Source organism: Rhodoferax sp. SPJ4, assembly GCF_058216275.1.
In genome coordinates this window covers 618,032-642,144 of record NZ_JBYZMN010000001.1, presented here as the reverse complement: position 1 = coordinate 642,144, position 24,113 = coordinate 618,032, and the positions used below count along the sequence as shown (strand labels likewise).

Annotated in this window: 24 protein-coding genes; 7 read left to right on the top strand and 17 right to left on the bottom strand. The window is 68.9% G+C overall.

Annotation, left to right across the window (positions count from 1 at the left end):
- Positions 1–136: 136 nt before the first annotated feature.
- Both AC4BAR_RS03165 and AC4BAR_RS03160 read left to right on the top strand, forming a co-directional pair.
- Complete coding sequence (locus tag AC4BAR_RS03165; RefSeq protein WP_490626356.1) at positions 137–1,822, top strand: hypothetical protein; 1,686 nt, start codon at positions 137–139, stop codon at positions 1,820–1,822.
- Positions 1,822–3,162, top strand: coding sequence for an MATE family efflux transporter (locus AC4BAR_RS03160; protein WP_490626355.1), 1,341 nt, complete (start codon positions 1,822–1,824; stop codon positions 3,160–3,162). The genes AC4BAR_RS03165 and AC4BAR_RS03160 overlap by 1 nt, the downstream gene beginning before the upstream one ends.
- Before the next feature lie 6 nt (positions 3,163–3,168).
- On the opposite strand, the gene phoR is transcribed toward AC4BAR_RS03160, so the two are convergent.
- The 7 genes from phoR to pstS form a co-directional block, all read right to left on the bottom strand.
- Positions 3,169–4,494: a phosphate regulon sensor histidine kinase PhoR gene (phoR, locus tag AC4BAR_RS03155; protein WP_490627182.1), complete on the bottom strand. Its 1,326-nt coding sequence runs from the start codon at positions 4,492–4,494 to the stop codon at positions 3,169–3,171.
- Positions 4,491–5,207, bottom strand: coding sequence for a phosphate regulon transcriptional regulator PhoB (gene phoB, locus AC4BAR_RS03150; protein WP_490626354.1), 717 nt, complete (start codon positions 5,205–5,207; stop codon positions 4,491–4,493). Before phoB ends, phoR begins: the two co-directional genes overlap by 4 nt.
- Positions 5,208–5,313: 106 nt before the next feature.
- Positions 5,314–6,015, bottom strand: coding sequence for a phosphate signaling complex protein PhoU (phoU, locus tag AC4BAR_RS03145; protein WP_490626353.1), 702 nt, complete (start codon positions 6,013–6,015; stop codon positions 5,314–5,316).
- A gap of 19 nt (positions 6,016–6,034) precedes the next feature.
- Positions 6,035–6,817: a phosphate ABC transporter ATP-binding protein PstB gene (gene pstB / locus AC4BAR_RS03140; protein WP_490626352.1), complete on the bottom strand. Its 783-nt coding sequence runs from the start codon at positions 6,815–6,817 to the stop codon at positions 6,035–6,037.
- Between the two features lie 34 nt (positions 6,818–6,851).
- Positions 6,852–7,715 (bottom strand): phosphate ABC transporter permease PstA, encoded by an 864-nt coding sequence (pstA, locus tag AC4BAR_RS03135; RefSeq protein WP_490626351.1) that lies wholly within the window; start codon positions 7,713–7,715, stop codon positions 6,852–6,854.
- Entirely contained in the window at positions 7,712–8,677 is a 966-nt protein-coding gene (gene pstC / locus AC4BAR_RS03130) for a phosphate ABC transporter permease subunit PstC (RefSeq protein WP_490626350.1), read from the bottom strand. The genes pstA and pstC overlap by 4 nt, the downstream gene beginning before the upstream one ends.
- A gap of 105 nt (positions 8,678–8,782) precedes the next feature.
- Entirely contained in the window at positions 8,783–9,826 is a 1,044-nt protein-coding gene (gene pstS, locus AC4BAR_RS03125) for a phosphate ABC transporter substrate-binding protein PstS (RefSeq protein ID WP_490626349.1), read from the bottom strand.
- A 180-nt stretch (positions 9,827–10,006) separates the two neighbouring features.
- On the opposite strand from pstS, the gene AC4BAR_RS03120 reads away from it, so the two are divergent.
- The 3 genes from AC4BAR_RS03120 to AC4BAR_RS03110 all read left to right on the top strand — a co-directional run bounded on the left by AC4BAR_RS03120 (position 10,007) and on the right by AC4BAR_RS03110 (position 12,613).
- Positions 10,007–10,513 carry a fasciclin domain-containing protein gene (locus tag AC4BAR_RS03120; protein ID WP_490626348.1) on the top strand — a complete coding sequence of 169 codons (507 nt, stop codon included), beginning with the start codon at positions 10,007–10,009 and terminating at the stop codon, positions 10,511–10,513.
- Positions 10,514–10,589: 76 nt separating this feature from the next.
- Complete coding sequence (gene ppx, locus AC4BAR_RS03115; RefSeq protein ID WP_490626347.1) at positions 10,590–12,107, top strand: exopolyphosphatase; 1,518 nt, start codon at positions 10,590–10,592, stop codon at positions 12,105–12,107.
- A gap of 74 nt (positions 12,108–12,181) precedes the next feature.
- Entirely contained in the window at positions 12,182–12,613 is a 432-nt protein-coding gene (locus AC4BAR_RS03110) for a hypothetical protein (RefSeq protein WP_490626346.1), read from the top strand.
- A gap of 23 nt (positions 12,614–12,636) precedes the next feature.
- Here the strand turns inward: AC4BAR_RS03110 and AC4BAR_RS03105 are convergent, their stop codons facing one another.
- The 8 genes from AC4BAR_RS03105 to arsC form a co-directional block, all read right to left on the bottom strand.
- The gene (locus AC4BAR_RS03105) at positions 12,637–13,098 is read right to left on the bottom strand and encodes a SixA phosphatase family protein (protein ID WP_490626345.1); all 462 of its coding nucleotides are present in this window, start codon (positions 13,096–13,098) and stop codon (positions 12,637–12,639) included.
- Positions 13,099–13,101: 3 nt separating this feature from the next.
- Positions 13,102–15,231, bottom strand: coding sequence for a polyphosphate kinase 1 (gene ppk1 / locus AC4BAR_RS03100; protein ID WP_490626344.1), 2,130 nt, complete (start codon positions 15,229–15,231; stop codon positions 13,102–13,104).
- A gap of 43 nt (positions 15,232–15,274) precedes the next feature.
- Positions 15,275–16,384: a glycosyltransferase family 4 protein gene (locus AC4BAR_RS03095; protein WP_490626343.1), complete on the bottom strand. Its 1,110-nt coding sequence runs from the start codon at positions 16,382–16,384 to the stop codon at positions 15,275–15,277.
- Complete coding sequence (locus tag AC4BAR_RS03090) at positions 16,381–17,283, bottom strand: UDP-2,3-diacylglucosamine diphosphatase (protein WP_490626342.1); 903 nt, start codon at positions 17,281–17,283, stop codon at positions 16,381–16,383. Before AC4BAR_RS03090 ends, AC4BAR_RS03095 begins: the two co-directional genes overlap by 4 nt.
- Positions 17,283–18,134, bottom strand: a complete 852-nt coding sequence (locus tag AC4BAR_RS03085; RefSeq protein ID WP_490626341.1) for a GNAT family N-acetyltransferase — start codon at positions 18,132–18,134, stop codon at positions 17,283–17,285. The genes AC4BAR_RS03090 and AC4BAR_RS03085 overlap by 1 nt, the downstream gene beginning before the upstream one ends.
- Positions 18,135–18,430: 296 nt before the next feature.
- Positions 18,431–19,585 (bottom strand): MFS transporter, encoded by a 1,155-nt coding sequence (locus AC4BAR_RS03080; RefSeq protein ID WP_490627181.1) that lies wholly within the window; start codon positions 19,583–19,585, stop codon positions 18,431–18,433.
- Positions 19,586–19,608: 23 nt separating this feature from the next.
- Complete coding sequence (gene arsH, locus AC4BAR_RS03075) at positions 19,609–20,343, bottom strand: arsenical resistance protein ArsH (protein WP_490626340.1); 735 nt, start codon at positions 20,341–20,343, stop codon at positions 19,609–19,611.
- Positions 20,327–20,758, bottom strand: coding sequence for an arsenate reductase (glutaredoxin) (gene arsC / locus AC4BAR_RS03070; RefSeq protein WP_490626339.1), 432 nt, complete (start codon positions 20,756–20,758; stop codon positions 20,327–20,329). Before arsC ends, arsH begins: the two co-directional genes overlap by 17 nt.
- 86 nt (positions 20,759–20,844) lie before the next feature.
- On the opposite strand from arsC, the gene AC4BAR_RS03065 reads away from it, so the two are divergent.
- A complete protein-coding gene (locus AC4BAR_RS03065) occupies positions 20,845–21,204 on the top strand; it encodes an ArsR/SmtB family transcription factor (protein ID WP_490626338.1) in 360 nt (119 codons plus the stop codon).
- Entirely contained in the window at positions 21,201–21,896 is a 696-nt protein-coding gene (locus AC4BAR_RS03060; protein WP_490626337.1) for an aquaporin, read from the top strand. Before AC4BAR_RS03065 ends, AC4BAR_RS03060 begins: the two co-directional genes overlap by 4 nt.
- 4 nt (positions 21,897–21,900) lie before the next feature.
- On the opposite strand, the gene AC4BAR_RS03055 is transcribed toward AC4BAR_RS03060, so the two are convergent.
- Together AC4BAR_RS03055 and glmM are read right to left on the bottom strand one after the other, a co-directional pair.
- Complete coding sequence (locus AC4BAR_RS03055; RefSeq protein WP_490626336.1) at positions 21,901–22,638, bottom strand: hypothetical protein; 738 nt, start codon at positions 22,636–22,638, stop codon at positions 21,901–21,903.
- Between the two features lie 120 nt (positions 22,639–22,758).
- Positions 22,759–24,090, bottom strand: a complete 1,332-nt coding sequence (gene glmM / locus AC4BAR_RS03050) for a phosphoglucosamine mutase (RefSeq protein ID WP_490626335.1) — start codon at positions 24,088–24,090, stop codon at positions 22,759–22,761.
- Between the last annotated feature and the right edge of the window lie 23 nt (positions 24,091–24,113).

The window sequence follows — 24,113 nt, the reverse complement described above, 5'->3', positions numbered from 1 at the left end:
TTTTCGGTATAAAGGGCAGCACGGTTCGCCGTGCTGCCCTTTTCATTTTGTGGTCTTCCATGCCCTTTAGTCCGACGCCGGGACCCCTCGCCCGCCGCCCTGCTGACGCCCACGGCACCGCCGTGCACCGCCTGCCGTGAACCAGCCCACCCCTGCCATCGTTGCGCAGAATGCGGTGCGCCGCCTGCCCCGCCTGGCCCTGTGGCTGGTCTGCCTGGCCTATGTGCTGCCCGGCTTCATCGGCCGGCAACCGTGGAAAAACGTCGACATGGCCTCGTTCGGCACCATGGCCAGCCTGGCCGCGGGCCAGACCGACTGGCTGCATCCGCTGCTGGTGGGCCAGCCCGGGCCCTTTGACGCCCTGCTGCCCTACTGGCTGGGGGCCTGGGCCATCCAGCTGCTGCCCTGGCTGGAGCCCTCGCTGGCCGCCCGGGTGCCTTTTGTGGCGCTGCTGGCCCTGACCCTGGCCGCCGCCTGGTACGGCACCTACTCGCTGGCCCGCGGCCCGCAAGCCCAGCCGGTGGCCTTTGCCTTCGGCGGCGAGGCCAGACCGGCCGACTATGCCCGGGCCATGGCCGACGGCAGTCTGCTGGCGCTGATCGCCTGCCTGGGCCTGGCCCAGCTGTCGCACGAAACCTCGCCGGCCGCCGCCCAGCTGGCCTTTGCCGCGCTGGCTTTTTACTCGGTGGCGGCCATGCCCTTCCGGCGCGCCCTGCCGCTGGTGGGGGTGGCGGTGGGCCTGCTGGGCCTGGCCCTGAGCGGCGCGCCCACGGTGGCGGTGCTGCTGGGGGTGGGCAGTGCCCTGATCGGCCTCAAAGCCGGCCTGGCCGACGACCCCGCCCACACCCGGCGCTGGGCGGCCTGGCTGCTGGCACTGGCGGTGCTGGCGGCGGTGCTGGCCAGCACGCTGGACCTGTGGCGCTGGCGCATGGTGCCGCCCGACAACCTGGGCCGCTGGACCGAATGGCGCAGCCTGGGCCGTTTGCTGCTGTGGTTCACCTGGCCGGCCTGGCCGCTGGTGTTGTGGACCCTGTGGCGCTGGCGCCACAGGCTGTTGGACCGGCATGTGGCGGTGCCGCTGTGGTTCACCGCGGTGCCGGTGGGCGCCACCCTCACCACCTACTCCGGTGACCGTTCGCTGCTGCTGGCCCTGCCCGCCATGGCCGCGCTGGCCGCCTTTGCCCTGCCCACGCTGCGCCGCACCGTGGCCGCACTGATCGACTGGTTCACGCTGCTGTTCTTCACCGGCTGCGCCATCGTGGTTTGGGTGGTGTGGATCTCCACCCAGACCGGCGTGCCCGCCCAGCCGGCCGCCAACCTGGCCCGCCTGGTGCCCGGTTTCACACCCAGCTTCTCTGGCCTGGCTTTTGCACTGGCACTGCTGGCCACCGCAGCCTGGGCCTGGCTGGTGGCCTGGCGGGTAGGCCGGCACCGCAAGGCCATCTGGACCAGCCTGGTGCTGCCCTCGGGCGGCGCAGTGCTGGGCTGGGTGCTGGTGATGACGCTGTGGCTCAAGCCCTTGGACTTTGCCCGCAGCTACATGGTGTTGTCGCGCAACGTCTCGGCCCGGGTGCCAGCTGGCCAATGTGTGGAGGCCTACGGGCTGGACGCCGGCCAGACCGCCGCCCTCTCCTACCACGCCAGGCTGCGCCTGACCCCGGCCCAGCGCGAGGCCCGCTGCGGCTGGCTGATCGTCGACAACGACGCCCAGGCGGGTTTGCCACGCGACGTCGACATGCAGCACTGGGTGCTGGCAGCCGTCCTGCGCCGCCCCTCGGACCGCAGCGACGACGTGCTTTTGTACCGACGCCTCGGCCCCTGATGCAGGCCCTGAACCGCATCGCACGGCACGGCGGCTCGGTGCTGCTGGGGCAACTGGCCGTGATCGCCTTTGGCATCACCGACACCGTGGTGGCCGGCCGCCACAGCGCCGGTGCGCTGGCCGCGCTGTCGGTCGGCTCGGCCATTTACATCAGTGTGTTTGTGGGCCTGATCGGCGTGCTGCAGGCCACGCTGCCGGTGTGGGCCGAGATGGCCGGGGCCAAACGCTGGCCGGCGCTGGGCCACTCGGTGCGCCAGTCGCTGTGGCTGGCGGCGCTGTGTGCGCTGCTGGGCACGACGGTGTTGCTGACACCCCAGTCCTTGCTGCACCTGGCCGATGTGCCAGTGGCCCTGCAAGGCGACGTCGCGGCCTACCTGGCGGTGCTGTCGGTGTCGCTGTGGCCGGCGCTGATGTTTCGCCTGTACAGCTCGCTCAACCAGGCCTTTGGCAAGCCCTTGCTGGTGACCTGGCTGCAGCTGGGTGCGCTGGCACTGAAGGTGCCGCTGTCGGCCTGGTTTGCGTTCGGTGGCGCCGGCCTGGCGGCACACGGCGTGGTGGGCTGCGCCTGGGCCACGCTGGTGGTCACGCTGGGCATGGTGGCGGTGGCCGCCGGGTTGCTGTACCGCCACGCGCTGTACCGGCCCTTGACGCTGTGGCGCCGGCCCACCTGGCCCGACTGGCCGCTGCTCGGTGGTCTGGCCCGGCTGGGCGTTCCCGGCGGTCTGGCCATTCTGGTGGAGGTGACCTCGTTCACCTTCATGGCCATCTTCATCGCCAAGCTTGGCGCGGTGGCCGCGGCCAGCCACCAGATTGCCGCCAGCCTGGCCTCCACGCTTTACATGGTGCCCTTGTCGCTGGGCATTGCCACCAGTGCCGAAGTCAGCCGCTGTCGCGGTGCCGGCCAGCCGGCCAAGGCCAGGGCCGCCATGCGGGCCGGTTTTCTGCTGATGGCCGGCCTGGCACTGAGCCTGGCCGCGGTGCTGACCCTGGCCAGCGGCCCACTGGCCAGCCTCTATGCACGCAGCCCGGAGGTGGTGGCCTCGGCCGCGCTGCTGCTGCCCTGGGTGGGCCTGTACCACCTGGCCGACGCGGTGCAGGCGCTGTGCGTGTTTGTGCTGCGCTGCTACCGGGTCACGGTGCGGCCGTTGCTGCTGTACGGCCTGTTGCTGTGGGGCCTGGGCCTCACCGGGGGGTATGTGCTGGTCTACCGGGGCTGGCCCGGGCAAGCACCCTGGGCCTCGCCGGTGGGCTTCTGGGTCACCAGCAGCGGCGCGCTGGCCTTGACCGCGCTGGCCTTTGTGGCCTTGCTGTGGCACACGGTGCGCCGCAGCGGCGACTGAGGTCCGTCAGGCCTGGGTTCTTATGCGGCTGGCCGGCAGCAGCAGCGCAAAGGTCGAACCCTGGCCCAGCGTGCTGGCGATGCGCAACTCGCCGCCATGGCGCTGCACCACATGCTTGACGATGGCCAGGCCCAGGCCGGTGCCACCGGTTTCGCGCGAGCGGCTGCGGTCCACCCGGTAGAAGCGCTCGGTCAGCCGGGGCAGGTGCTCGGGGGCAATACCCGGCCCGCTGTCCACCACGCTGAACTCGCCACGGCCGTCGGCCAGCAGCGCCCAGCGCACCGTGATGCGTCCACCGGCCGGGGTGTAGCGGATGGCGTTGCTCAACAAATTGGACATCGCGCTGAGCAGCTCGGTCGGCATGCCGGCCACGGCCACCTCGGGCCCGGGGTCAAACAGCAGCGCGTGGGGTGGCTTGGCCAGCAAGGCCGACAGCGCCCGGCCGTCGGCCTCGCACTGCACCAGCAGCGGCCGCAGCGGCGCCCAGTCGTTGGGACCGGGCAGCGGGCTGCCCTCCAGGCGAGACAAGGTCAGCAAGTCGTTCACCAGGCCCTGCATGCGGTGCGACTGGGCCGCCATCAGACCCAGGTAACGGGCCTGCTCGTCGGCCGCCAATGGCAGGGTTTGCAGGGTTTCGACAAAACCGGCCAGCACCGTCAGCGGGGTGCGGATTTCGTGCGACACATTGGCCACAAAGTCGCGCCGCATGGCCTCGGCCTGCTCCACCGCGGTGACGTCGCGCGACAGCAGCATGGAGCGGCCCTGGCCGTAGGCGTGCAGGTGCACCGCCAGCGTCACCGGCCGGCCGGGCGCGTGCTCGCGGCCCGGGATCAGCACCTCCTGCGCCCGGTTGGCGCGGGCCCAGTAGGCGGCAAAGGCCGGGTCGCGCACCAGGTTGCCGATGAGCTGCATCTGGTCGCGCTCGGCGTCAAAACCGAAGTGGCGGGCCGCCGTCTGGTTGCACCATTCGATGTGGCCCTGGTGGTCCAGCAGCACCACGCCATTGGGCGATGACTGGATGGCGGCCAGCACATCCTGCAGCCTGGCCTGGGCCTCCTGGCCAGCGGTGTCGCGCTGGCGCAGCAAACGCCGGGCGCGGTTGCCGGCCTCGCCCCACAGCCCGCTGGGCATGTGCATGTCGGACAGTCGGTCGTGCCGCAGGGCAGACAGCAGTTTCATGGCCCGCCAGCCGTCCAGCGCCAGCCACAGCAGGCCGCCGGCGGCCATGCCAGCCATGCCGGCCCACCACAGCGGCACCAGGAAATGACCCAGCGCCCCGCCCAGGCCCAAGGCGAGGGCGAAGCTGGCAACACGAACCCACACAGGGATCAGGCCTGGTGGCCGGCCGGTGCCACCTGGGGCTGGGCCGTGACGCGGTAACCGGCGCCACGCACGGTCTCCAGCATCACCGCCGCCGCGCCCAAGGCCTCGCGCAGCCGCTTGACATGCACGTCGACCGTGCGCTCCTCGATGAACACATGGTCGCCCCAGACCTTGTCGAGCAACTGGGCCCGGCTGTGCACCCGCTCGGAATGCTTCATCAAATAGTGCAGCAGCTTGAACTCGGTCGGGCCGACCTTGAGCAGCTGGCCCTGGAAGCTGACCCGGTAGGTGGCACCGTCCAGCACCAGCTCGCCAATGGTCACGCTGTCGTTGACCTGCTCGGGCGCGCGGCGGCGCAGCACGGCGCGGATGCGGGCCAGCAGCTCCTGGGTGGAAAAGGGCTTGGTGATGTAGTCGTCGGCGCCAGCGTCCAGGCCGGCCACCTTGTCGGGCTCGTCGCCGCGGGCGGTGAGCATCAGGATGGGCACGGCCTTGGTGCGGGCGTCGGCCCGCCATTTGCGGGCCAGCGACACGCCGCTCTGGCCGGGCAGCATCCAGTCAAGCAGGATGGCGTCGGGCAGCACCGCGTCCAGCTCGCGCTGGGCGGCGTCACCGTCTTCGGCCCAGATGGGCTGGAAACCGTTGTGGCGCAAATTCACCGCCACCAGTTCGGCGATGGCGGGTTCGTCTTCAACAATCAGGACGCGAGGCTGGTGCTTCATAGGTTGTGGGCATGGTGGTTTCGCCGCCGGGCCGCTCCCAAGGCGAAACGCGCCCCCTCGGGGGGCAGCGCAGCACACGGAGTGACAAGCGTGGGGGCCATGTCTGTCATTTCACCGCCGACTCGATGCGTTCCATCGAGACATGGCGCACATCCTCGCCCTTGACGATGTAGATGATGAACTCGGCGATGTTCTTCGCATGGTCACCGATGCGTTCGATGGCCTTGGCCAGGAACAGCAGGTCCAGGCTGGGCGAGATGGTGCGAGGGTCTTCCATCATGTAGGTGATGAGCTTGCGCACAAAGCCGTCGAACTCCTTGTCGATCAGGTCGTCGTCCTTCAGGATGGTCACCGCCGCCTGCACGTCGAGCCGGGCAAAAGCGTCGAGCGCCTTGCGCAGCAGGCCGGAGGCCAGGTCGGCCGCCACCCGCAGGTCGCTGGACGGCAGCGCGCGGGCCGAGCCGCTGTGGATGATGGAACGCACCATGCGGGCGATCTTCTCGGCCTCGTCACCGACCCGCTCCAGGTTGGCGGTGGTCTTGGAGATGGCGATCAGCAGCCGCAGGTCGCGGGCGGTGGGCTGGCGGCGGGCAATGATGCTGGACAGCTCGCGGTCGATCTCGACCTCCATCGCATTGACGCGGGGCTCGGCGTCGGAAACCTGTTGCGCGGCCTCCAGGCTGAACTGCGACAGCGCATAGATCGCCTGGCGGATCTGCGACTCGACGAGGCCGCCGAGCTCCATCACGCGGGCGGACACGCCATTGAGTTCGCTGTCGAACTGGGTGGAGAGGTGTTTGTCGGGCATGGTCGGTTCCTGTGGGGGCTCAGCCGAAGCGTCCGGTGATGTAGTCTTCGGTTTCCTTGCGGGTGGGCTTGAAGAACATCTGCTCGGTGGCACCGAACTCCACCAGATCGCCCAGGTACATGTAAGCGGTGTAGTCGCTGCAGCGGGCGGCCTGCTGCATGTTGTGGGTCACGATGACCACGGTGTAGTCGTTCTTCAGCTCGGCAATCAGCTCTTCGATCTTGGCGGTGGAAATCGGGTCCAGCGCCGAGCAGGGCTCGTCGAGCAACAACACCTCGGGCTTGATGGCGATGCCGCGCGCGATGCACAAGCGCTGCTGCTGGCCGCCCGACAGGCCGGAGCCACTCTGGCTGAGCTTGTCTTTGACCTCGGTCCACAGCGCGGCCTTGCGCAGCGCCCACTCCACCCGGTCGTCCATGTCGGCGCTGTTGAGATTTTCGAACAGCTTCACGCCAAAGGCCACGTTGTCGTAAATCGACATCGGGAACGGTGTGGGCTTCTGGAACACCATGCCGACCTTGGCGCGCAGCAGCGCCACGTCCTGCTTGGAGGTCAGCAGGTTCTCGCCGTCCAGCATCACCTCGCCCACCGCGCGCTGCTCGGGGTAGAGCTCGAACATGCGGTTGAAGATGCGCAGCAGCGTGGACTTGCCACAGCCCGACGGGCCGATGAAGGCGGTGACCTTCTTCTCCGGAATTTCCAGGTTGATGCCTTTGAGCGCGTGGAACTTGCCGTAGTAGAAGTCCAGGTTCTTGACCGAGAGCTTGGACGGCAGGGTGCGGGTGGTGATGGTGGTGTCCATGGGAATGAGGGGTTGGGTTCGGCGCAGGCCTGAATCAGGATTTGCTGCGGGTCAAAACCCGGGCCAGGATGTTCAGTCCCAGCACGGCGACGGTGATCAGAAACACCCCAGCCCAGGCCAGCGACTGCCAGTTCTCGTAGGGGCTGAGCGCAAACTTGAAGATGGTCACCGGCAGGCTGGCCATGGGCTCGGTGAGCTTGGAGGTCCAGAACTGGTTGCTCAATGCGGTGAACAGCAGCGGCGCGGTTTCGCCGGCGATGCGGGCCACCGCCAGCAGCACCCCGGTCACCACACCGGCACGGGCGGCCCGCAGCGTGATGCTGAGAATCACCTTCCACTTGGGCGTGCCCAGGGCGTAGGCGGCCTCGCGCAGGCCCGGTGGCACCAGCTGCAACATGTTCTCGGTGGTGCGTATCACCACCGGGATGACGATCAGCGACAGCGCCACCACCCCGGCCCAACCCGAGAACGAGTTGAAGCGCGACACCACCACCGCGTAGACAAACAGGCCGATCACGATGGACGGCGCCGACAGCAGGATGTCGTTGACAAAGCGGGTGGCATTGGCCAGCCAGCCGGTGGTGTCGTACTCGGCCAAATAGATGCCGGCCATGACGCCGATGGGGGTGCCAACAAAGGTGGCCAGCGACACCATCAGGAAAGAGCCGTAGATGGCGTTGGCCAGGCCGCCTTCATCGTTGGGGGCGGGGGTCATCTGGGTCAGCGTGGCCCAGCTCAGGCCACCCAGGCCCAGGCGCAGGGTTTCCCACAGAATCCAGAACAGCCAGAACAGGCCGAAGGACATGGCCATCAGCGACAGCACCAGCGCAATGCGGTTGGTGCGCTTGCGCCGTGCGTACATCGCCAGGCGCTGCGGGTCCACGATGACGGCGCTCATGCCTTGCTCCCTTCGGCCTTGCGCAGCTGGGCCAGCATCAGCTTGGACAGCACCAGCACCACAAAGGTGATGAAAAACAGCACCAGCCCCAAGTACATCAGCGCGGCCTGGTGCAGGCCGGCGGCGGCTTCGGCGAACTCGTTGGCCAGCGCCGAGGTGATGCTGTTGGCAGCCTGGAACAGGCTCAGCGAGTCGAGCTGGTTGAAGTTGCCGATGACAAAGGTCACCGCCATGGTTTCGCCCAAAGCGCGGCCCAGGCCCAGCATGATGCCGCCCATCACACCGGCCTTCGTGTAGGGCAGCACCACCTTGGAGACCACCTCCCAGGTGGTAGAACCCAGGCCGTAGGCCGATTCCTTCAGCAGCGTGGGCGTGACTTCAAACACGTCGCGCATCACCGCGGCGATGAAGGGAATGATCATGATGGCCAAGATGATGCCGGCCGACAGGATGCCGATGCCCACCGGCGGGCCAGACACCAGCGCACCCAGGTAGGGCAGGCTGCCGAACGCCGCCTGCAGCGGCTGTTGCACATAGGTGGCCAGGATGGGGCCGAACACCAGCAGGCCCCACATGCCGTAGACGATGGACGGCACGGCGGCCAGCAGTTCAATGGCGGTGCCCAGCGGCCGCTTGAGCCAGGCCGGCGACAGCTCGGTGAGGAAGAGCGCGATGCCAAAACTCACCGGCACCGCGATCAGCAGCGCAATCAGCGACGAGGCCAGCGTACCGTAAATCATCACCAGCCCGCCGTACTGGTTCTGCACCGGGTCCCAGACGCTGCTGGTCAGAAAGCCCAGGCCGTAGGCGCTGATGGCCGGCCAGGCGCCCGCCAACAGCGACAACAGGATGCCGATCAGCAAGGCCAGCGTCAGCAGGGCCGCGCCCTTGGCGGCGAAACCGAAAAGCCGGTCCACAAAAGCACCGGTTCTGGGGGTGCGCGCAGGAGGAGGGGTGGTCATGGCCCGGTTTTGGCCCCGTCGCGCGGGGTCCAACGCTGTTTCATTGATCGAAAGTGTAGAAGACATGGGGTGGACCCGGGGCGAGCCGCCTGCGCGGGGGTGGGCTTACTTGAAAGCGACGGGCTTGCCGGCGCCGTCCTTGATCTCGCCCCAGGCCTTTTCGATCGCCGCCTTGACGCTGGCTGGCATGGGCACGTAGTCGAGGTCGTCGGCCATCTTGTCACCGTTCTTGTAGGCCCAGTCAAAGAACTTCAGCGTGGCGGTGGCATCCACCGGCTTGTCCTGCACCTTGTGCATCAGGATGAAGGTGGCGCCGGTCAGCGGCCAGGCGGCCTTGCCGGGCTGGTCGGTCAGGATCTGGTAGAAGCTCTTGGCCCAGTCGGCGCCAGCGGCAGCGGCCTTGAAGGCCGTGTCGTCAGGGCTGACAAAGGCGCCGTCGCGGTTCTGCATCTGCGCGTAGGTCATCTTGTTTTGCTTGACGTAGGCGTACTCCACGTAGCCGATGGCGTTGGGCAGGCGGCCCACAAAAGCGGCCACGCCCTCGTTGCCCTTGCCACCGGCACCGGCTGGCCAGTTGACGGCCGTGCCCTCACCGACCTTGGTCTTCCACTCGGCGTTGACCTTGCTCAGGTAGTTGGTGAAGATGAAGGTGGTGCCGGAACCGTCGGCGCGGCGCACCGGCGAAATCACCGCGTCGGGCAGCGGCAGGCTGGGGTTCAGCGCCTTGATGGCGGCGTCGTTCCAGTGGGTGATCTTGCCCAGATAGATGTCGCCCAGCACCTGGCCGTTGAGCTTGAGCTGGCCCGGGGCAATGCCCTTGATGTTGACCACCGGCACCACGCCGCCGATGACGGTGGGGAACTGCATCTGGCCTTTTTGCGCCAGCACATCGTCTTTTTGCGGCATGTCCGAAGCGCCAAAGGCCACGGTCTTGGAGTCGATCTGCTTGATGCCAGCACCCGAGCCCACCGACTGGTAGTTGATCTTGACGCCAGTGGCCTTGTTGTACTCGGCCGCCCACTTGGCGTACAGCGGCGCCGGGAAGGTGGCGCCGGCACCGGTCACGTCCTGCGCAGCGGCCAGACCAGAAAAAGCCAGGGCAGCCAGACCGGCGGCGGCAAACAAGGGGGTTTTCAGCACAAAAGTCATCGGGCACCTTCAAGGTTGGAGGGAATGCAGCCACTGTAGGTCGGCTTTGTGACATTGACATGACATTCCCAAGACAGCCCGCCCCACCGGTTTCACAACACCGTCACACCGCTGTCACAGCCCCGCCCTAGCCTTCACCCACCTGTTCGCATCTGTTGAAAACCTGCCCGAGGAGACCCCATGACACCCACCACCCCGTTCGCCCTGGCCCGCCGCAGCGCCCTGCTGGTCTCGGTGCTGGCCCTGACCCTGGCCGGCTGTGCCACCCCCACCGCCCCGGTGACGGTGGCTGGCCGCATCGCCGCCGAGCCCAGCCTGAGCACCCTGAACGGCCTGGTCGCCAAAGCCGGCCTGACCGACACCCTGAACGCCGCCGGCCCCTACACCGTGTTCGCCCCCAGCAACGAGGCCTTCAACACCCTGCCCGCCCAGGCGCTGGCCGAGCTGTCGGCCGACCCGGCCAAGCTCAAGGCCGTGCTGGCCTACCACGTGCTGCCGGTGGCGGCACTGGCCAAGGACGTGCAGCCGGGCAACGCCAAAACCCTGAACGGCGCTCCCTTGGTGCTGGCCCGGGCCGGCGACTTTGTCACCGTGGATGAGGCGGTGGTCACCCAGGCCGACCTGGGCGCCAGCAACGGCGTGGTGCAGGTGGTCGACCGGGTGCTGATGCCGCCTGTCAAGCGCTGACCGGCCGCAGGAACCCGGCCTGCGGGCACCGACCCGCAGGCCGGTGCTATGCTGGTTGGCCACTTCCCTCTGACCCATGCACAACGGAACCCGACTGGCCGCCCTCGACCTGGGATCGAACAGTTTTCGCCTCGAAATCGGCCGCTTTGACCACGGCCAGATCCATCGCACCGAGTACCTGAAGGAAACCGTGCGCCAGGGCAACGGCCTGGACGCGCAGCGCAACCTCACCCCCGAAGCCATGCAGCGCGGCTGGGACTGCCTGGCCCGCTTCGGCGAACGCCTGGCCGGCTTCGAGCCCGCCCATGTGCGGGCGGTCGCCACACAGACCCTGCGCGAGGCCCGCAACCGCGACGAATTCCTGAGCCAGGCCCACCGGGTGCTGGGCTTCCCCATCGACGTGATCTCCGGCCACGAAGAGGCCAGGCTGATCTACCAGGGTGTGACCCATCTGCTGCCGCAGTCCGACGAACGCCGGCTGGTGGTGGACATTGGCGGCCGCTCCACCGAGTTCGTGCTGGGCCAGGGGCTGAATGCCCACACCATGGGCTCTTACCGGGTGGGCAGCGTGGCCTGGTCGATGAAGTATTTCCCCGACGGCCAGCTCAACCGCCAGGCCTTCCAGACGGCTGAGATCGCCGCCCAGGCGGTGCTGGACGAAACCCTCAGCACCTACGCCCCAGGCAGCTGGGACACCGCCTACGGCTCCTCCGGCACCGTGGGCGCGGTCGGTGACGCGCTGGCCGCGGCCGGCTGGCCCGAGGGCGAGATCACCCGCGACGGCCTGGCCTGGCTGATGGACAAGCTGCTGCGCGCCCAGCATGTTGACCGGCTGCGGCTGGAGGGCCTGCGCGACGACCGGCGGGCCGTCATCGGTGGTGGCATCAGTGTGCTGCGGGCGGTGTTCGACCTGCTGGGCCTGGAGCGCATGGTGCTGGCCAGCGGCGGCCTGCGGCACGGCGTGCTGTACGACCTGCTGGACCGCGAAGACGGCCAGGTCGACCTGCGCTCGGCCTCGGTGGAACGCCTGGCGCTGAAGTTTTCGGTCGATGCCGCACAAGCCCAGCGGGTGGCCCGGGTGGCCACCGACTTGCTGAGCGCCCTGAGCGAACACAGCAGCAATGCGGCCCTGCACGAAGCGGCGGTGGCACGCCAGCTCGGCTGGGCAGCCCGGCTGCACGAAGTGGGCTTCCAGATCTCGCACAGCGACTACCACAAGCACGGCGCCTACATCCTCGACCATGCCGACGTGGCCGGCTTCGCGCTGCACGAGCTGCATGCCTTGAGCCTGCTGGTGCTGGGCCACCGCGGCAAGCTGCGCAAGCTCGACGCCGACTTCTACGACGAGGCCTTTGCGATGCCCTTGCTGGCCTTGCGCCTGGCGGTGATCCTGTGCCACGCCCGGCGCGACCCCGAGCTCGGCGGCCTGCAGCTGCAACGCCCGCCGCGGGCCGCCCGCGAGGTGCTGCTGCAGCTCTCGCCCGAGTGGGCCCAGGCCTTCCCGCAGTCGGCCCATCTGCTGCGCGAAGAAATGGCGGCCTGGCAGAAAACCCCCTGGGCCCTGCAACTGGCCACCGACCCCGTCACGGCCTGAGCCAGCCGGGGCTTGCCGGCCCGAATTGAAACGGTATAAACTGTTTATACCGTTTCAATCTCACAGGATTTTTCATGGCACGAGCCCCCCAATCCGCCGCCGCGGCCACCCCGGCGAAAGCGCCCGCCAGCCCCAGCGCTGCGGCCAAGCCCGTCAAGCCCACACCGGCAAAGAAAGCCGTGGTCAAGAAGGCCAGCGCCAAACCGGCCAGCGTGAAGAAAGCCCCGGCCAAGAAAGCGGCAGCCACAGCGCCCACCGCTCCGGTGGACAAGGCCGCCAAGCCCAAGAAACCCAAGCTGGTGCGCGACAGCTTCACCATCCCCAAGGCCGAGTACGAGGTGCTGGAAGCACTGAAACACCAGGCGGCGGCGCTGGGCCAGCCAGCCAAAAAGAGCGAGGTGCTGCGGGCCGGCATCCTGGCGCTGGCCCGTTTGTCGGAGGCCGCGCTGCTGGCGGCCCTGGCCCAGGTGCCGGCCATCAAGACCGGGCGGCCGAAAAAGGACTGAGCCCCTGCCCCGCTGGCCCCGGCCTACAGCAGGTCGGGCGTCTGCACCGTCACCAGCACGGTCTGGCCCTGGCCGTCACGCAAGCGGTGGCGCAGCCACCAGACCGCGCCTTTTTTCACCGCGCATTCGGGGTCGGGAAGTTGCAGCAGCCGGGCGATGGTCTGGCCCAGCACCGGCTGGTGGCCCACCACCATCATGGGCACCCGGCCGGTGGGCCACTGCACCAGTTCCAGCAGCTGGTCCACCGTGCCGTCGGGCCGCAGTTCGTCGCGCAGCTTGTACTTGCGGCCCAGCGCCAGCGCAGTTTGTTCGGTGCGGCGGGCCGGGCTGGCCAGCACCCGCACCGCCTCGGGCAGTTGGCGGTCCAGCCAGTTGGCCATGCGGGCTGCCTGCTTCTCGCCACGGGTGGTCAGCGAGCGTTCCAGGTCGTTGCTGCCCTCCACCCACTCCTGGGCTTCGGCATGGCGCCACAAAATCAGGTCCATGGGTCAGCGCTTGGCCGGGGTCAGCACACCATGGCGGGCCATCAAGGCCCGCTGGGCGCTGTGGGCGCTGTGGTCCGGCAGGGCTTGCGCGCGCTGGTAGCGGCCATCAGCCTGCAGGTCCCAGGCGTCGAGCCGGTCATGCAAATAGGGCACCAAGCATTCGTCAATGATGCGCTGCCGCAGCGCCGGGTCGGTCACCGGCCAGGCCAGCTCGATGCGCCGCGTCATGTTGCGGCTCATCCAGTCGGCGCTCGACAAATACAGCTGCTCTTTGTTGCCGGCGCTGAAATAAAACACCCGCGAATGTTCCAGAAAGCGGCCGATCACCGAGCGCACCCGGATGTTGTCGGTCACGCCGGGCACCTGGGCTGGCAGCATGCAGGCGCCGCGCACCACCAGATCGATCTTCACGCCCTGGCGGCCGGCCGCCACCAGCGCCTGGATCAGCGGCTCGTCGGTCAGCGCGTTCATCTTGGCCACGATGCGGGTCGGCTGGCCTTTGGCCGCGGCCTGGCCCACCGCCGTGATGGCGGCGATGAACTGGCCATGCATTTGCGCCGGTGCCAGCCACAGCCGGTTCAGCCTGGGCAAGCGCGACTGGCTGGCCAGGTGGCCGAACACCGCCTCCACATCGCTGGTGAGCAAGGGGTCGGCAGTGAAATAGCTCAGGTCGGTGTAGAGCCGCGCGGTGCGCGGGTTGTAGTTGCCGGTGGACAAATGGGCGTAGCGCTTGAGCTGCTTGCCCTCGCGACGGGTCACCAACAGCATCTTGGCATGGGTTTTCAGGCCCACCACGCCGTACACCACCTGGGCGCCGATGGACTCCAGCATCTCGGCCCAGTTGATGTTGGCCTCTTCGTCGAAGCGGGCCTTCAGCTCAACCACCACCGTGACTTCCTTGCCGCGCCGCACGGCCTCACGCAGCAAATTCATCAGCTCGGAATCGGTGCCGGTGCGGTAAATGGTCTGCTTGATGGCCAGCACCTGCGGGTCGTTCACCGCCTCGCGCAGAAAACCCAGCACCGCGTCAAACGTCTCAAAGGGCTGGTGCACCAGCGCGTCGCGGCGCTGCAGCTGCTCGAAGAATGGCTGGTTGCGCTTGATGGACTTGGGCCAGCTGGCGCGGTAAGGGGGGAACAGCAAGGTGGGGGCGTCCACCAGGTCGATCAGCTGGGTCAGCCGCACCAAATTCACCGGGCCATGGACACGGAACAGCGCCCCCTCGGGCAGGTCGAACTCTTTCAGCAAATAGCCTGCCAGAAACTCCGAACAGCCGGCCGACACCTCCAGCCGCACGGCCTGGCCGTAGTGGCGCATCACCAGGCCTTCGCGCAGCGCGGTGCGCAGGTTTTGCACGTCGTCCTCGTCCACCGCCAGGTCGGAATGGCGGGTCACGCGGAACTGCGAAAACTGGCCCACCACCCGGCCCGGGAACAACTCGGCCAGGTGGGCCCGGATGACGCTGGACAGCGACACAAACACCTGTTTGCCGCCGGCCACCTTGGCCGGCAGCCGGATCACCCGCGGCAGCACCCGCGGCACCTTGACGATGGCGATCTCGTTCTCGCGGCCGAAGGCGTCGCGTCCACCCAGGCGGACGATGAAATTCAGCGACTTGTTGGCCACCTGCGGGAACGGGTGGGCCGGGTCCAGGCCGACCGGAATCAGCAGCGGCTGGACCTCGCGGGCAAAGTACTCCTTGACCCATTTGCGCTGGGCGCCGTTGCGCTCGCCGTGCGACACCAGGCGGATGCCGTTTTTGGCAAAGGTGGGCATCAGCTCGTCGTTGTACAGCGCGTACTGCTGGGCCACCAACGCGTGCGCGGCCTGCGACAAGGCCTCGAAAGAGGCCTGGCTGTACACCCCGCTGCGCATGCCGGACTGCACCGCCGTCAGGTGCGGGGCAGCGCGCACCTCGAAGAACTCGTCCAGGTTGCTCGACACGATGCACAAATAGCGCAGCCGCTCCAGCAGCGGCACCTCGGGCCGGTGGGCCCAGTCCAGCACCCGCTCGTTGAAGGCCAGTATGCTGTGGTCCCGGTCCAGCAAGGCCACCGGCTCCAAGGGTGTCGGCGCCGCGGCGCCGGCTGCGGCGGTCAGTTCGGGCAAAAGAGCGGTCGGAAGCAAGGACATGGCACTCACTGTCGGCGGAAAAGGCGCAGGGGCGCAAGGGGGTTCATGGCATCGTAGGAGGATTCGATGACATTGTTGTGACAGGACACAAAAGCGTCACGGTTTTGTCACGCCGGGGCTGGGCCGGCACCAGGTGGGCGATGAACTGCCGGGTGGCCTCCTGCCAGCTGAACTCCAGCGCCCGGGCCCGCGCCTCGTGCCGCGGCAAGGCCAGCGCGGCCTCGGTGGCGCGCTTCAAATCCTCGTCCATCACCCCACCCCGGCCGCGGCCATGGGGGCCGTTGTGGACCATGCCCAGCACCTCGGTGGGCCCATCCACCGGGTAGGCCGCCACCGGTGTGCCGCTGGCCATGGCCTCCAGCATCACCAGACCAAAGGTCTCGGAGCGGCTGGGAAACACAAACACATCGGCAGCCGCATACACCCGGGCCAGCTGGTCACGCGGCAACACACCCAGCCAGCGGGCCTGCGGATGACGCGCTTTCAGGCTGGCCTCCAGCGGTCCGACGCCGCACACCACTTTCGTGCCCGGCAGGTCCAGCGCCAGAAAGGCCGCGATGTTTTTCTCGTAGGACACCCGGCCCACAAACAGCATCACCGGCCGGGGCAGGTCCTCGGCGCCGGGAAAAGCCTGGGCCTGGCCCTGATAGCCGAACAGCGTGGTGTCCACCCCGTGGGTCCAGCGCCGCAGCTGGCGAAAGCCGCGGGCCTGCAGCATGCCCAGCACCGCCGCGGTGGGCACCATCACGCCCGACGAGGGTTTGTGGAACCAGCGGAACAGCGCATAACCCCAGGAGAGCGGAATCCGCAGCGCGGCGTGCAGGATCTCTGGGAACTTGGTGTGAAAGGCAGTGGTGAAGGCCCAGCCACGGCGCAGGCAATGGCGGCGCGCCGCCCAGCCCAGCGGCCCCTCGGTGGCGATGTGCACCGCATCGGGCTGCGCCTCGTCGAGCCGGCGGGCCATCTCCCGACCGGGCTGCACCGCCAGGTCGATGCCGGCATAACCCGGGCAAGGCCGGGTGCGGAACAGGCCGGGGTGGATGACCGTGACCTCATGGCTGGCCAGGCCCAGCTCCTGCACCAGTTCCACCAGTGTGGTGACCACGCCGTTGACCTGGGGCAACCAGGCGTCGGTGACGAGGGCGATCCTCATGCCACCACCCCCGCCGGTTCGGCCGCATGGCGCGGCGGTGCGCGGTGTTCGAAGGAGCCGGGGTCGGCCCGCCAGTGCACCAGCTCCAGCCGGCCGTCCATGTGCTCGACCAGCGCGGTGCGGCTTTCCACCCAGTCGCCGTCGTTGCAGTACAGGATGCCCTGGATGTCGCGCATCTCGGCGCGGTGGATGTGGCCACAGACCACGCCCTGGTGGCCGCGCGCCCGCGCCTCGTTGGCCACCGCCACCTCGAAGTCGGTGACGTAGTTCAGCGCGGTCTTCACCGACTGCTTCAGGTAGGCCGAAAGCGACCAGTAGGGCAGGCCCAGCCGGGCCCGCAGCGCGTTCAGGTGGCGGTTGAGCTTGAGGGTGAACTCGTACAGGTTGTCGCCCAGGTAGGCGAGCCATTTGGCGCACTGCACCACGCCGTCGAAATGGTCGCCGTGGATGACCCACAGCCGCCGGCCGTCGGCGGTGTGGTGCACCGCCTCGGCCACCACCTCGATGCCACCGAAGCTGTGACCCACAAAGCCGCGGGCGAACTCGTCATGGTTGCCAGGCACATAGGTGATGCGACAGCCCTTGCGGGCCCGGCGCAGCAGCTTTTGCACCACGTCGTTGTGCAGCTGCGGCCAGTGCCAGCGGCGGCGCAGCTGCCAGCCGTCGACGATGTCGCCCACCAGGTAGAGCTGGTCGCTGGGGTGGGCGCGCAGAAAGTCCAGCAGCGCGGCGGCCTGGAAGCCCGGTGTGCCCAGGTGCAGGTCGGAGATGAAGATGGCCCGCAGCCGCTGGGTGGGGGCCTCGTCGTCACCGGTGGGCTCGATGGGGGTGGCCCCGGGTTGCCAAGGTGGCACGGGCTGGCTGGGCGCGGGCCAACGGCGTTTCAGCGCGGCCCGCATCAGGCGCCCAGGAAATGCCGGCGGTAGCGCGGCGGCAGGTCGTGGATGCGCATCATCATCGGCAGGTCGGCCGAGTTGAAGTCCGGGTCCCAGGCGGGCGCGCCCAGCACCTTGGCGCCCAGCCGCAGATAGCCCTTGATCAGCGCCGGCGGCTCCACCGGCAGCGTGCCGTCCAGCTGGTCCACCGGCAGTGGCAGACGCGGCAGCACGTGGTACTCGATGGGCGCCAGATGGGTTTGTTTGACCTGCTGCCAGATGCTGGCTGCGGCATCGCCGCTGACCACACCGTTGTGCAGCATGGGGATGCTGGCGCAGCCAATCATGGTGTCGAGCTGGTTGCGCACCATGAAGCTGGCCAGCGCGCCCCACAGCGCCATGATCACGCCGCCGTGGCGGTGGTCCGGGTGGACGCAGCTGCGGCCCAGTTCCACCATGCGGCTGCGCAGGCTGCGCAAGCGGGTCAGGTCAAACTCGGTGTCGCTGTAGGTGCTGCCGATGCGGCGGGCCTGGGCCGGGGTGAGCACCCGGTAGGTGCCGATCACCTCGCGCGTGGCCTCGTCACGCACCAGCAAGTGCTCGCAGAAATCGTCGAACAGGTCGACGTCGTGGCCGGGTACCGCGGTGTTCAAACGGGCACCCATCTCACCGGCAAAAATCGTGTGGCGCAGGCGCTGCGCCTCGCGCACCTCGTCCAGGTGCTGGGCCCAGGCTACCTGGATGCCGCCGCGCGCCGACGGCGCCACGGCCACACCGGGGCCGCCATCCGGCGCGTCAGGTCGGTGAAGCAACCCCCTTGGCAGCGACGGCGCTGCCGGTGACAACGGGAAGGTGGGGTTGGGCAGTTCTTTCATGGTTTTTCTCCTGATGGCGGGACGCTCAGTGCAATGCGGTGGGGTGGTGCGCAGAAAAAAGCCCCGGACAGCGGGGCTTGGCGCACACACGGTGGGTTCATGGCCGGACCGGCCGGCGCCCCCACACACGGTCGGCCACCCGCCCGGCGCACGGCCGGGGACAACAGGGGGGTCGGTGTGAGGTGTGTCATGGACCAAGCCATGGTGCCCAGCCTCCATGACAGGCCTGTGGCACGCCCATGGCAAAACCGTGACATGGCCGCCGCCACGCGGCCAGAGGGGTGCGAGAGGAGGTGTCAGCGGCCGCGCAGCCGCAGCGCCAGCCACAGCAGGCAGGCACAGGCCAGCCCCAGCAGCGCCGACGACACCCACAGCGCCCCACCGCCCAGACGCTCGACCAGCAGCGCAAACAGCACCGGCGAGGCCGCCTGCGCCAGCCGCGACGGCGCGTTGAGCCAGCCCTGGCGCTGGCCATAGCCGGCGGCGCCGAACAGCGCCAGCGGCAAGGTGCCCACCGCCACCGTCAGCAGGCCGTTGCCGGCGCCATGCAGCACCGCGAACAGCCAGGCCGGTGCGCCCCAGCCCAGCAGCAACCAGGCCGCCAGCGGGTGCAGGGTGGTGGCCAGCGTGGCCGACACCAGCGGGTGAATGCGCCCCAGCAGGCCCAGCTCCAGCGCCCGGGCCAGCACCTGGGCCGGCCCCACCCAGACCCCGGCCGCCACCGCCGCGGCCAACGGCACACCGCTGGCCTGCAACAAACCGGGCAGGTGCGCCGCCATCGCGGTGGAGACACACCAGCCGGCGGCAAACACATAGGCCAGCAGGGCCAGTGTGAGCCGGGGCACGGGCGGCGCCAGCCCGGTGTCGGCCTCGGCAGGGGGCAAGGGCTTGGCCGCGGGCACACCCAGCCAGTGCACCGGCAAGGCCACCAGCAGGTGCACCGCTGCCCAAACGCCGCAGCTGATGCGCCAGCCCCAGCGGGCCTCCAGCCAGGCGGTGAGCGGCCAGCCCAGGGTGCTGGCCAGGCCGCCCATCAGGGTGATGGCGGTGATGGCCCGGCGGGCCTGGCCGCCCTGCAGCCGGGCCAGCGTGGCAAAGGCCGCGTCGTACAGGCCGCAGGCCATGGCCACCCCCACCAGGCCCCAGGCCAGCAGAAAAACCGTCAGATTGGGGGCCAGCGCCATGGCCGCCAGGCCCAGTGCAAACAAGCCATTGGAGGCCAGCAGCAGACCGCGCCCGCCGTGGCGGTCGATGGCCCGGCCCACCGCCGGGCCCAGCAGCGCCGACACCAGCAAGGCCAGCGACAGCGCGGCAAACACCCAGGCCACCGATGTGCCCAGCTCGGCGGCGATGGGGCTGGCCAGAATCGCCAACAGGTAGTAGCAAGAAGCCCAGCCCAGGGTCTGGCCCAGGCCCAGCGCCAGCACGGTGGTGGTGGCGCGCGACGTCAGGGCCATGAGGGAGCGGTGACGCGCTAGATGGCGCGCTGGTTGACCCGCCGCGCCAGCTGCTGGGCCGACTCGCAGCGCTCGCTGTAGCGGTTGACCAGTTCGGCCGTGCGGTCGCGGGTCAGCCAGGTGAACTTGAGCAGTTCTTCCAGCACGTCGATCACCCGGTCGAAGTAGGCCGAGGGCTTCATCCGGCCCGCCTCGTCAAATTCCAGAAAGGCCTTGGCCACCGACGACTGGTTGGGGATGGTCAGCATGCGCATCCAGCGGCCCAGCACCCGCATCTGGTTGACCGCGTTGAACGACTGCGAGCCACCCGAGACCTGCATCACCGCCAGCGTTTTGCCCTGGGTGGGCCGCACCGCGCCTTCGCTCAAGGGAATCCAGTCGATCTGCGACTTCATGATGCCGGTCATCGCGCCATGGCGTTCGGGCGAGCACCAGACCATGCCCTCGCTCCACTGGGCCAGCTGGCGCAGCTCCTGCACCTTGGGGTGGCTGTCGGGCGCGCCATCGGGCTGCGGCAGGTCGCGTGGGTCAAAGATGCGGGGCTCGGCGCCCATCGCGGTCAGCAAACGGGCTGCCTCTTCCACCAGCAGCCGGCTGTAGGAGCGCTCGCGCAGCGAGCCGTACAGCAGCAGGATGCGCGGCGGGTGGGTGGCGGCCGGACCGGCCAGCGCCGGCAGGCCGGGTACCTGGAACTGGGCCGCATCGAGTTGCGGCAGATCGGCCAGCGCCAACGCCTCAGGCGGGGCGGACACGGCGGCCCTCCGCGTCGATCACCGCCTCGCCGTCTTCCTTGCTGAACGCACCCTGCTGGGGCTGGGGCAGGATGTCCAGCACCGCCTCGGAGGGCCGGCACAGCCGGGTGCCCAGCGGCGTGACCACCAGTGGCCGGTTGATCAGGATGGGGTGGGCCAGCATGGCGTCAATCAGCTGGTCGTCGCTTAAGCGCGGGTCGGCCAGGCCCAGTTCGGCGTAGGGCGTGCCCTTCTCGCGCAGCAGGGCGCGCGCCGGCTGGCCGGTCTGGGCGATCAGCCGGGTCAGGGTCTCGCGGTCGGGTGGGGTTTGCAAATAGAGCACCACCTCGGGATCGATGCCGGCGTTGCGGATCAGGGCCAAGGTGTTGCGCGAGGTGCCACACTGCGGGTTGTGGAAGATGGTGACGTTGCTCATGGTGATCGGATGGTAATGGGCAGGAAAGCGATTTTTTCTGGTGGCATGGGGCGGCCACCCACAATCATTTCAATTATCATTGAAATATGGAAACGATAACCACCGTGCTCGCCGAGCCCCAGGCGGTGAAAGCCCTGGCCGCGCTGGCCCAGGTCCAGCGGCTGCGGGCTTTTCGGGCCCTGGTGGTGGCCGGCCCCGAGGGGTTGACCCCGGGCGCGATGGCCTTGCAGCTGGGCGTGGCGCCCAGCGCCCTGTCCTTCCATCTGAAAGAACTGGCCCACGCCGGCCTGGTGCACAGCGAGCCACGGGGCCGCCACCTGGTCTACCGCGCCGACTTCGGCCAGATGACCGCCCTGCTGAGCTACCTCACCGAGCATTGCTGCGAGGGCCAACCCTGCGGCCTGCCCAACCCAACGGGCTGCACCGACTGCGGACCTCTCCCATGAGCCACCCCACTCCCTCTTGGCGCCCGCTGCTGGCGGCCGAATTCCTCGGCACAGCCGCGCTGCTGTGTGCGGTGATCGGCTCGGGCATCATGGCCCAGCGGCTGAGCGCCGGCAACGACGGCGTGGCGCTGCTGGCCAACACCCTGGCCACGGTGTTGGCGCTCTACGTGCTGATCACCACGCTGGGGCCGGTCAGCGGCGCCCACTTCAACCCGCTGGTGACGCTGGTGCTGGCCAGCCAAGGCCAGTTGCCCGGCCCGCGTCCGGCCAGACTGGCGGCCCTGTTCATCGCCTGCCAGCTGGCGGGTGCGGTGGCCGGGGCGGTGCTGGCCCATGCGATGTTCGATCTGCCACTGTGGCAGCAAAGCCAGCACCTGCGCGGCGGTTGGGATGCGGTGGGCCAGTTCACAGGCTGGGGCCAGTGGCTGGCCGAGGTGGTGGCCACCGCCGGCCTGGTGGCGGTGGTGTTGCGGGCGCCAGCCGGCCAGGCGGCCGGGCTGGTGGCGGCCTTCATTGGCGCGGCCTACTGGTTCACCGCCAGCACCTCGTTTGCCAACCCGGCGGCGGTGCTGGGGCGCATGCTGACGGACAGTTTTGCCGGCATCGCACCGGCCAGCGCGGTGGGCTTTGTGCTGGCCCAGACGCTGGGCGCAGGGGTGGGTGTGGGACTGGACCGGCTGCTGCGGCGTTGAAAGCCTAGAACCGGGTGCCGGCCGTCAGACGCCAGCCGTCGGGCACCAGCGGACCGGCCTTGGCGTCGTAGCCCAATTGCACAAAGTACTGGGGCCAGCCGTAACGCACCATCAGCCCCAGCCGCTGGGTGGACACGCCGGCCCATTCGCCACGCGACTGGGCCAGCCCCACGCTGAGCTGCTGGCTGTTGGTCAGGGCCGCGCCGTAGACCAGTTGCAGCGAGGTCTGGCGCAGGCCGGGCAGGCCGCCCCGCACCACCTGCAAGGCCAGCGACTGCTGGTCAAACCGGTAGCCGCCGCCGAGCAGCAGGCGCTCGCCGGGCACGGCGTGGTCGGGCAGGCCGTTCAGGCTGGCCAGCGAGCGGCGCAAGCCCAGGCCAGCAAACCAGCGCCGGGCCCCGGGGGCCAACGCCGAATCGGGCGCCGCGGCCGAGCGCCAGCGCAATGACAAGGGCCCACGCGGCCAGTCGACTGCGCTCACCGCGCCCGGGCTCTGAACCGGGCTGGCTTCCCAGCCGGCGTCCAGGTCCTGCGTGAAAAACGAGGTGCCGCTGACCCCTTCGCGGGCCAGCGCCAGGCTGCGGGGTTGCCAGACCAGCCCCTGGCCGTTGCTGCCCGCCGTGGACAGGTCGGTGGTGACCGCCACCGCGTCGTTGGCCAAGGCCTGGCCGCCCAGCGCCGCCAGCCCAACACCGCACAAGGTGGCCCTGAGACCGGGGTGGAACAAGGACACAGAGGCCATGGCACATCTCCCTAAGCAATGCCTTGGTTGTACGCCTGGCGCGCGGGCCTGTCCATCGGAAATGGCGCGGCAAAGTGCCGGTTATTCCCCCATTGGCGAGGGCAGGGGCCGGCGGTAAGCTCAGCTTTTGAGAGCCTGCGCCAGCCGGTTGGCACAGGCGCTGGCCTGGGCGGCGTCGCGCGCCTCGACCATGATGCGCAGCAGCGGCTCGGTGCCACTGGCCCGGATCAGCACCCGGCCCTCGCGACCCAGCTCGGCCTCGACCTGCTGCACGGCCTGCTGCAAGGCCGGCTGGCCCTGCCAGTCCTGACCGGGCTGCAGCCGCACATTGAGCAGGGTTTGCGGAAACAGCGTCACGCCGTCCAGCAACTGGGCCAGCGTGCGGCCGCTGCGCACACAGGCCTGCAGCACCTGCAGCGCGGAAATCAGGCCGTCGCCGGTGGTGTGTTTGTCCAGCGCCAGCAGATGGCCCGAACCTTCGCCACCCAGCAGCCAGCCGCGGCGCTCCAACTCCTCCAGCACGTAGCGGTCGCCGACTTTGGTGCGCACAAAGGGCACACCGCGGGCCTGGAAGGCCAGCTCGACCGCCATATTGGTCATCAAGGTGCCCACCGCGCCGGCCACCGCCTCACCGCGGTCCAGCCGCTCGCTGGCCATCAGGTAGAGCAATTCGTCGCCGTTGAACAAGCGGCCACTGGCGTCCACCAGCTGCAGCCGGTCGGCGTCGCCGTCCAGCGCAATGCCCAGGTCGGCGTGGTTGGCGCGCACCGCCCGCACCAAGGCTTCGGGGTGGGTGGCGCCGACGTCGCGGTTGATGTTGAGGCCGTCGGGCGCGCAACCGATGGCAATCACCTCGGCGCCCAGCTCGTGGAAGACCATGGGGGCGATCTGGTAGGCCGCGCCATGGGCAGCGTCGACCACCAGCTTCAGGCCGCGCAGGCTCAAATCGGACGCGAAGCTGCTTTTGCAGAACTCGATGTAGCGGCCGGCGGCGTCGTCGAGCCGCCGGGTCTTGCCCAGCTGGGCCGAGTCCACCCAGGCTGGCACCTCGTCCAGCGCGGCCTCGACCGCCTGCTCCCAGGCCTCGCTGAGCTTGGTGCCCTGGGCGCTGAAAAACTTGATGCCGTTGTCGGCAAAGGGGTTGTGGCTGGCGCTGATGACCACGCCCAGGCTGGCCCGCAGCGTACGGGTCAGGTAGGCCACGCCGGGCGTGGGCAGCGGCCCCAGCAGCACCACGTCCACCCCGGCCGAGTTGAAGCCCGACTCCAGCGCACTTTCCAGCATGTAGCCTGAGATGCGGGTGTCCTTGCCAATCAACACGATGGGGCGGGCCTGGTCCCGCTTCAGCACCCGACCGACCGCATGGGCCAGCCGCAACACAAAGTCGGGGGTGATGGGCGCCTGGCCCACGGTGCCACGGATGCCGTCGGTGCCGAAATATCGTCTGCTCATAGAAACTCTGGTGGGGTGCAAAA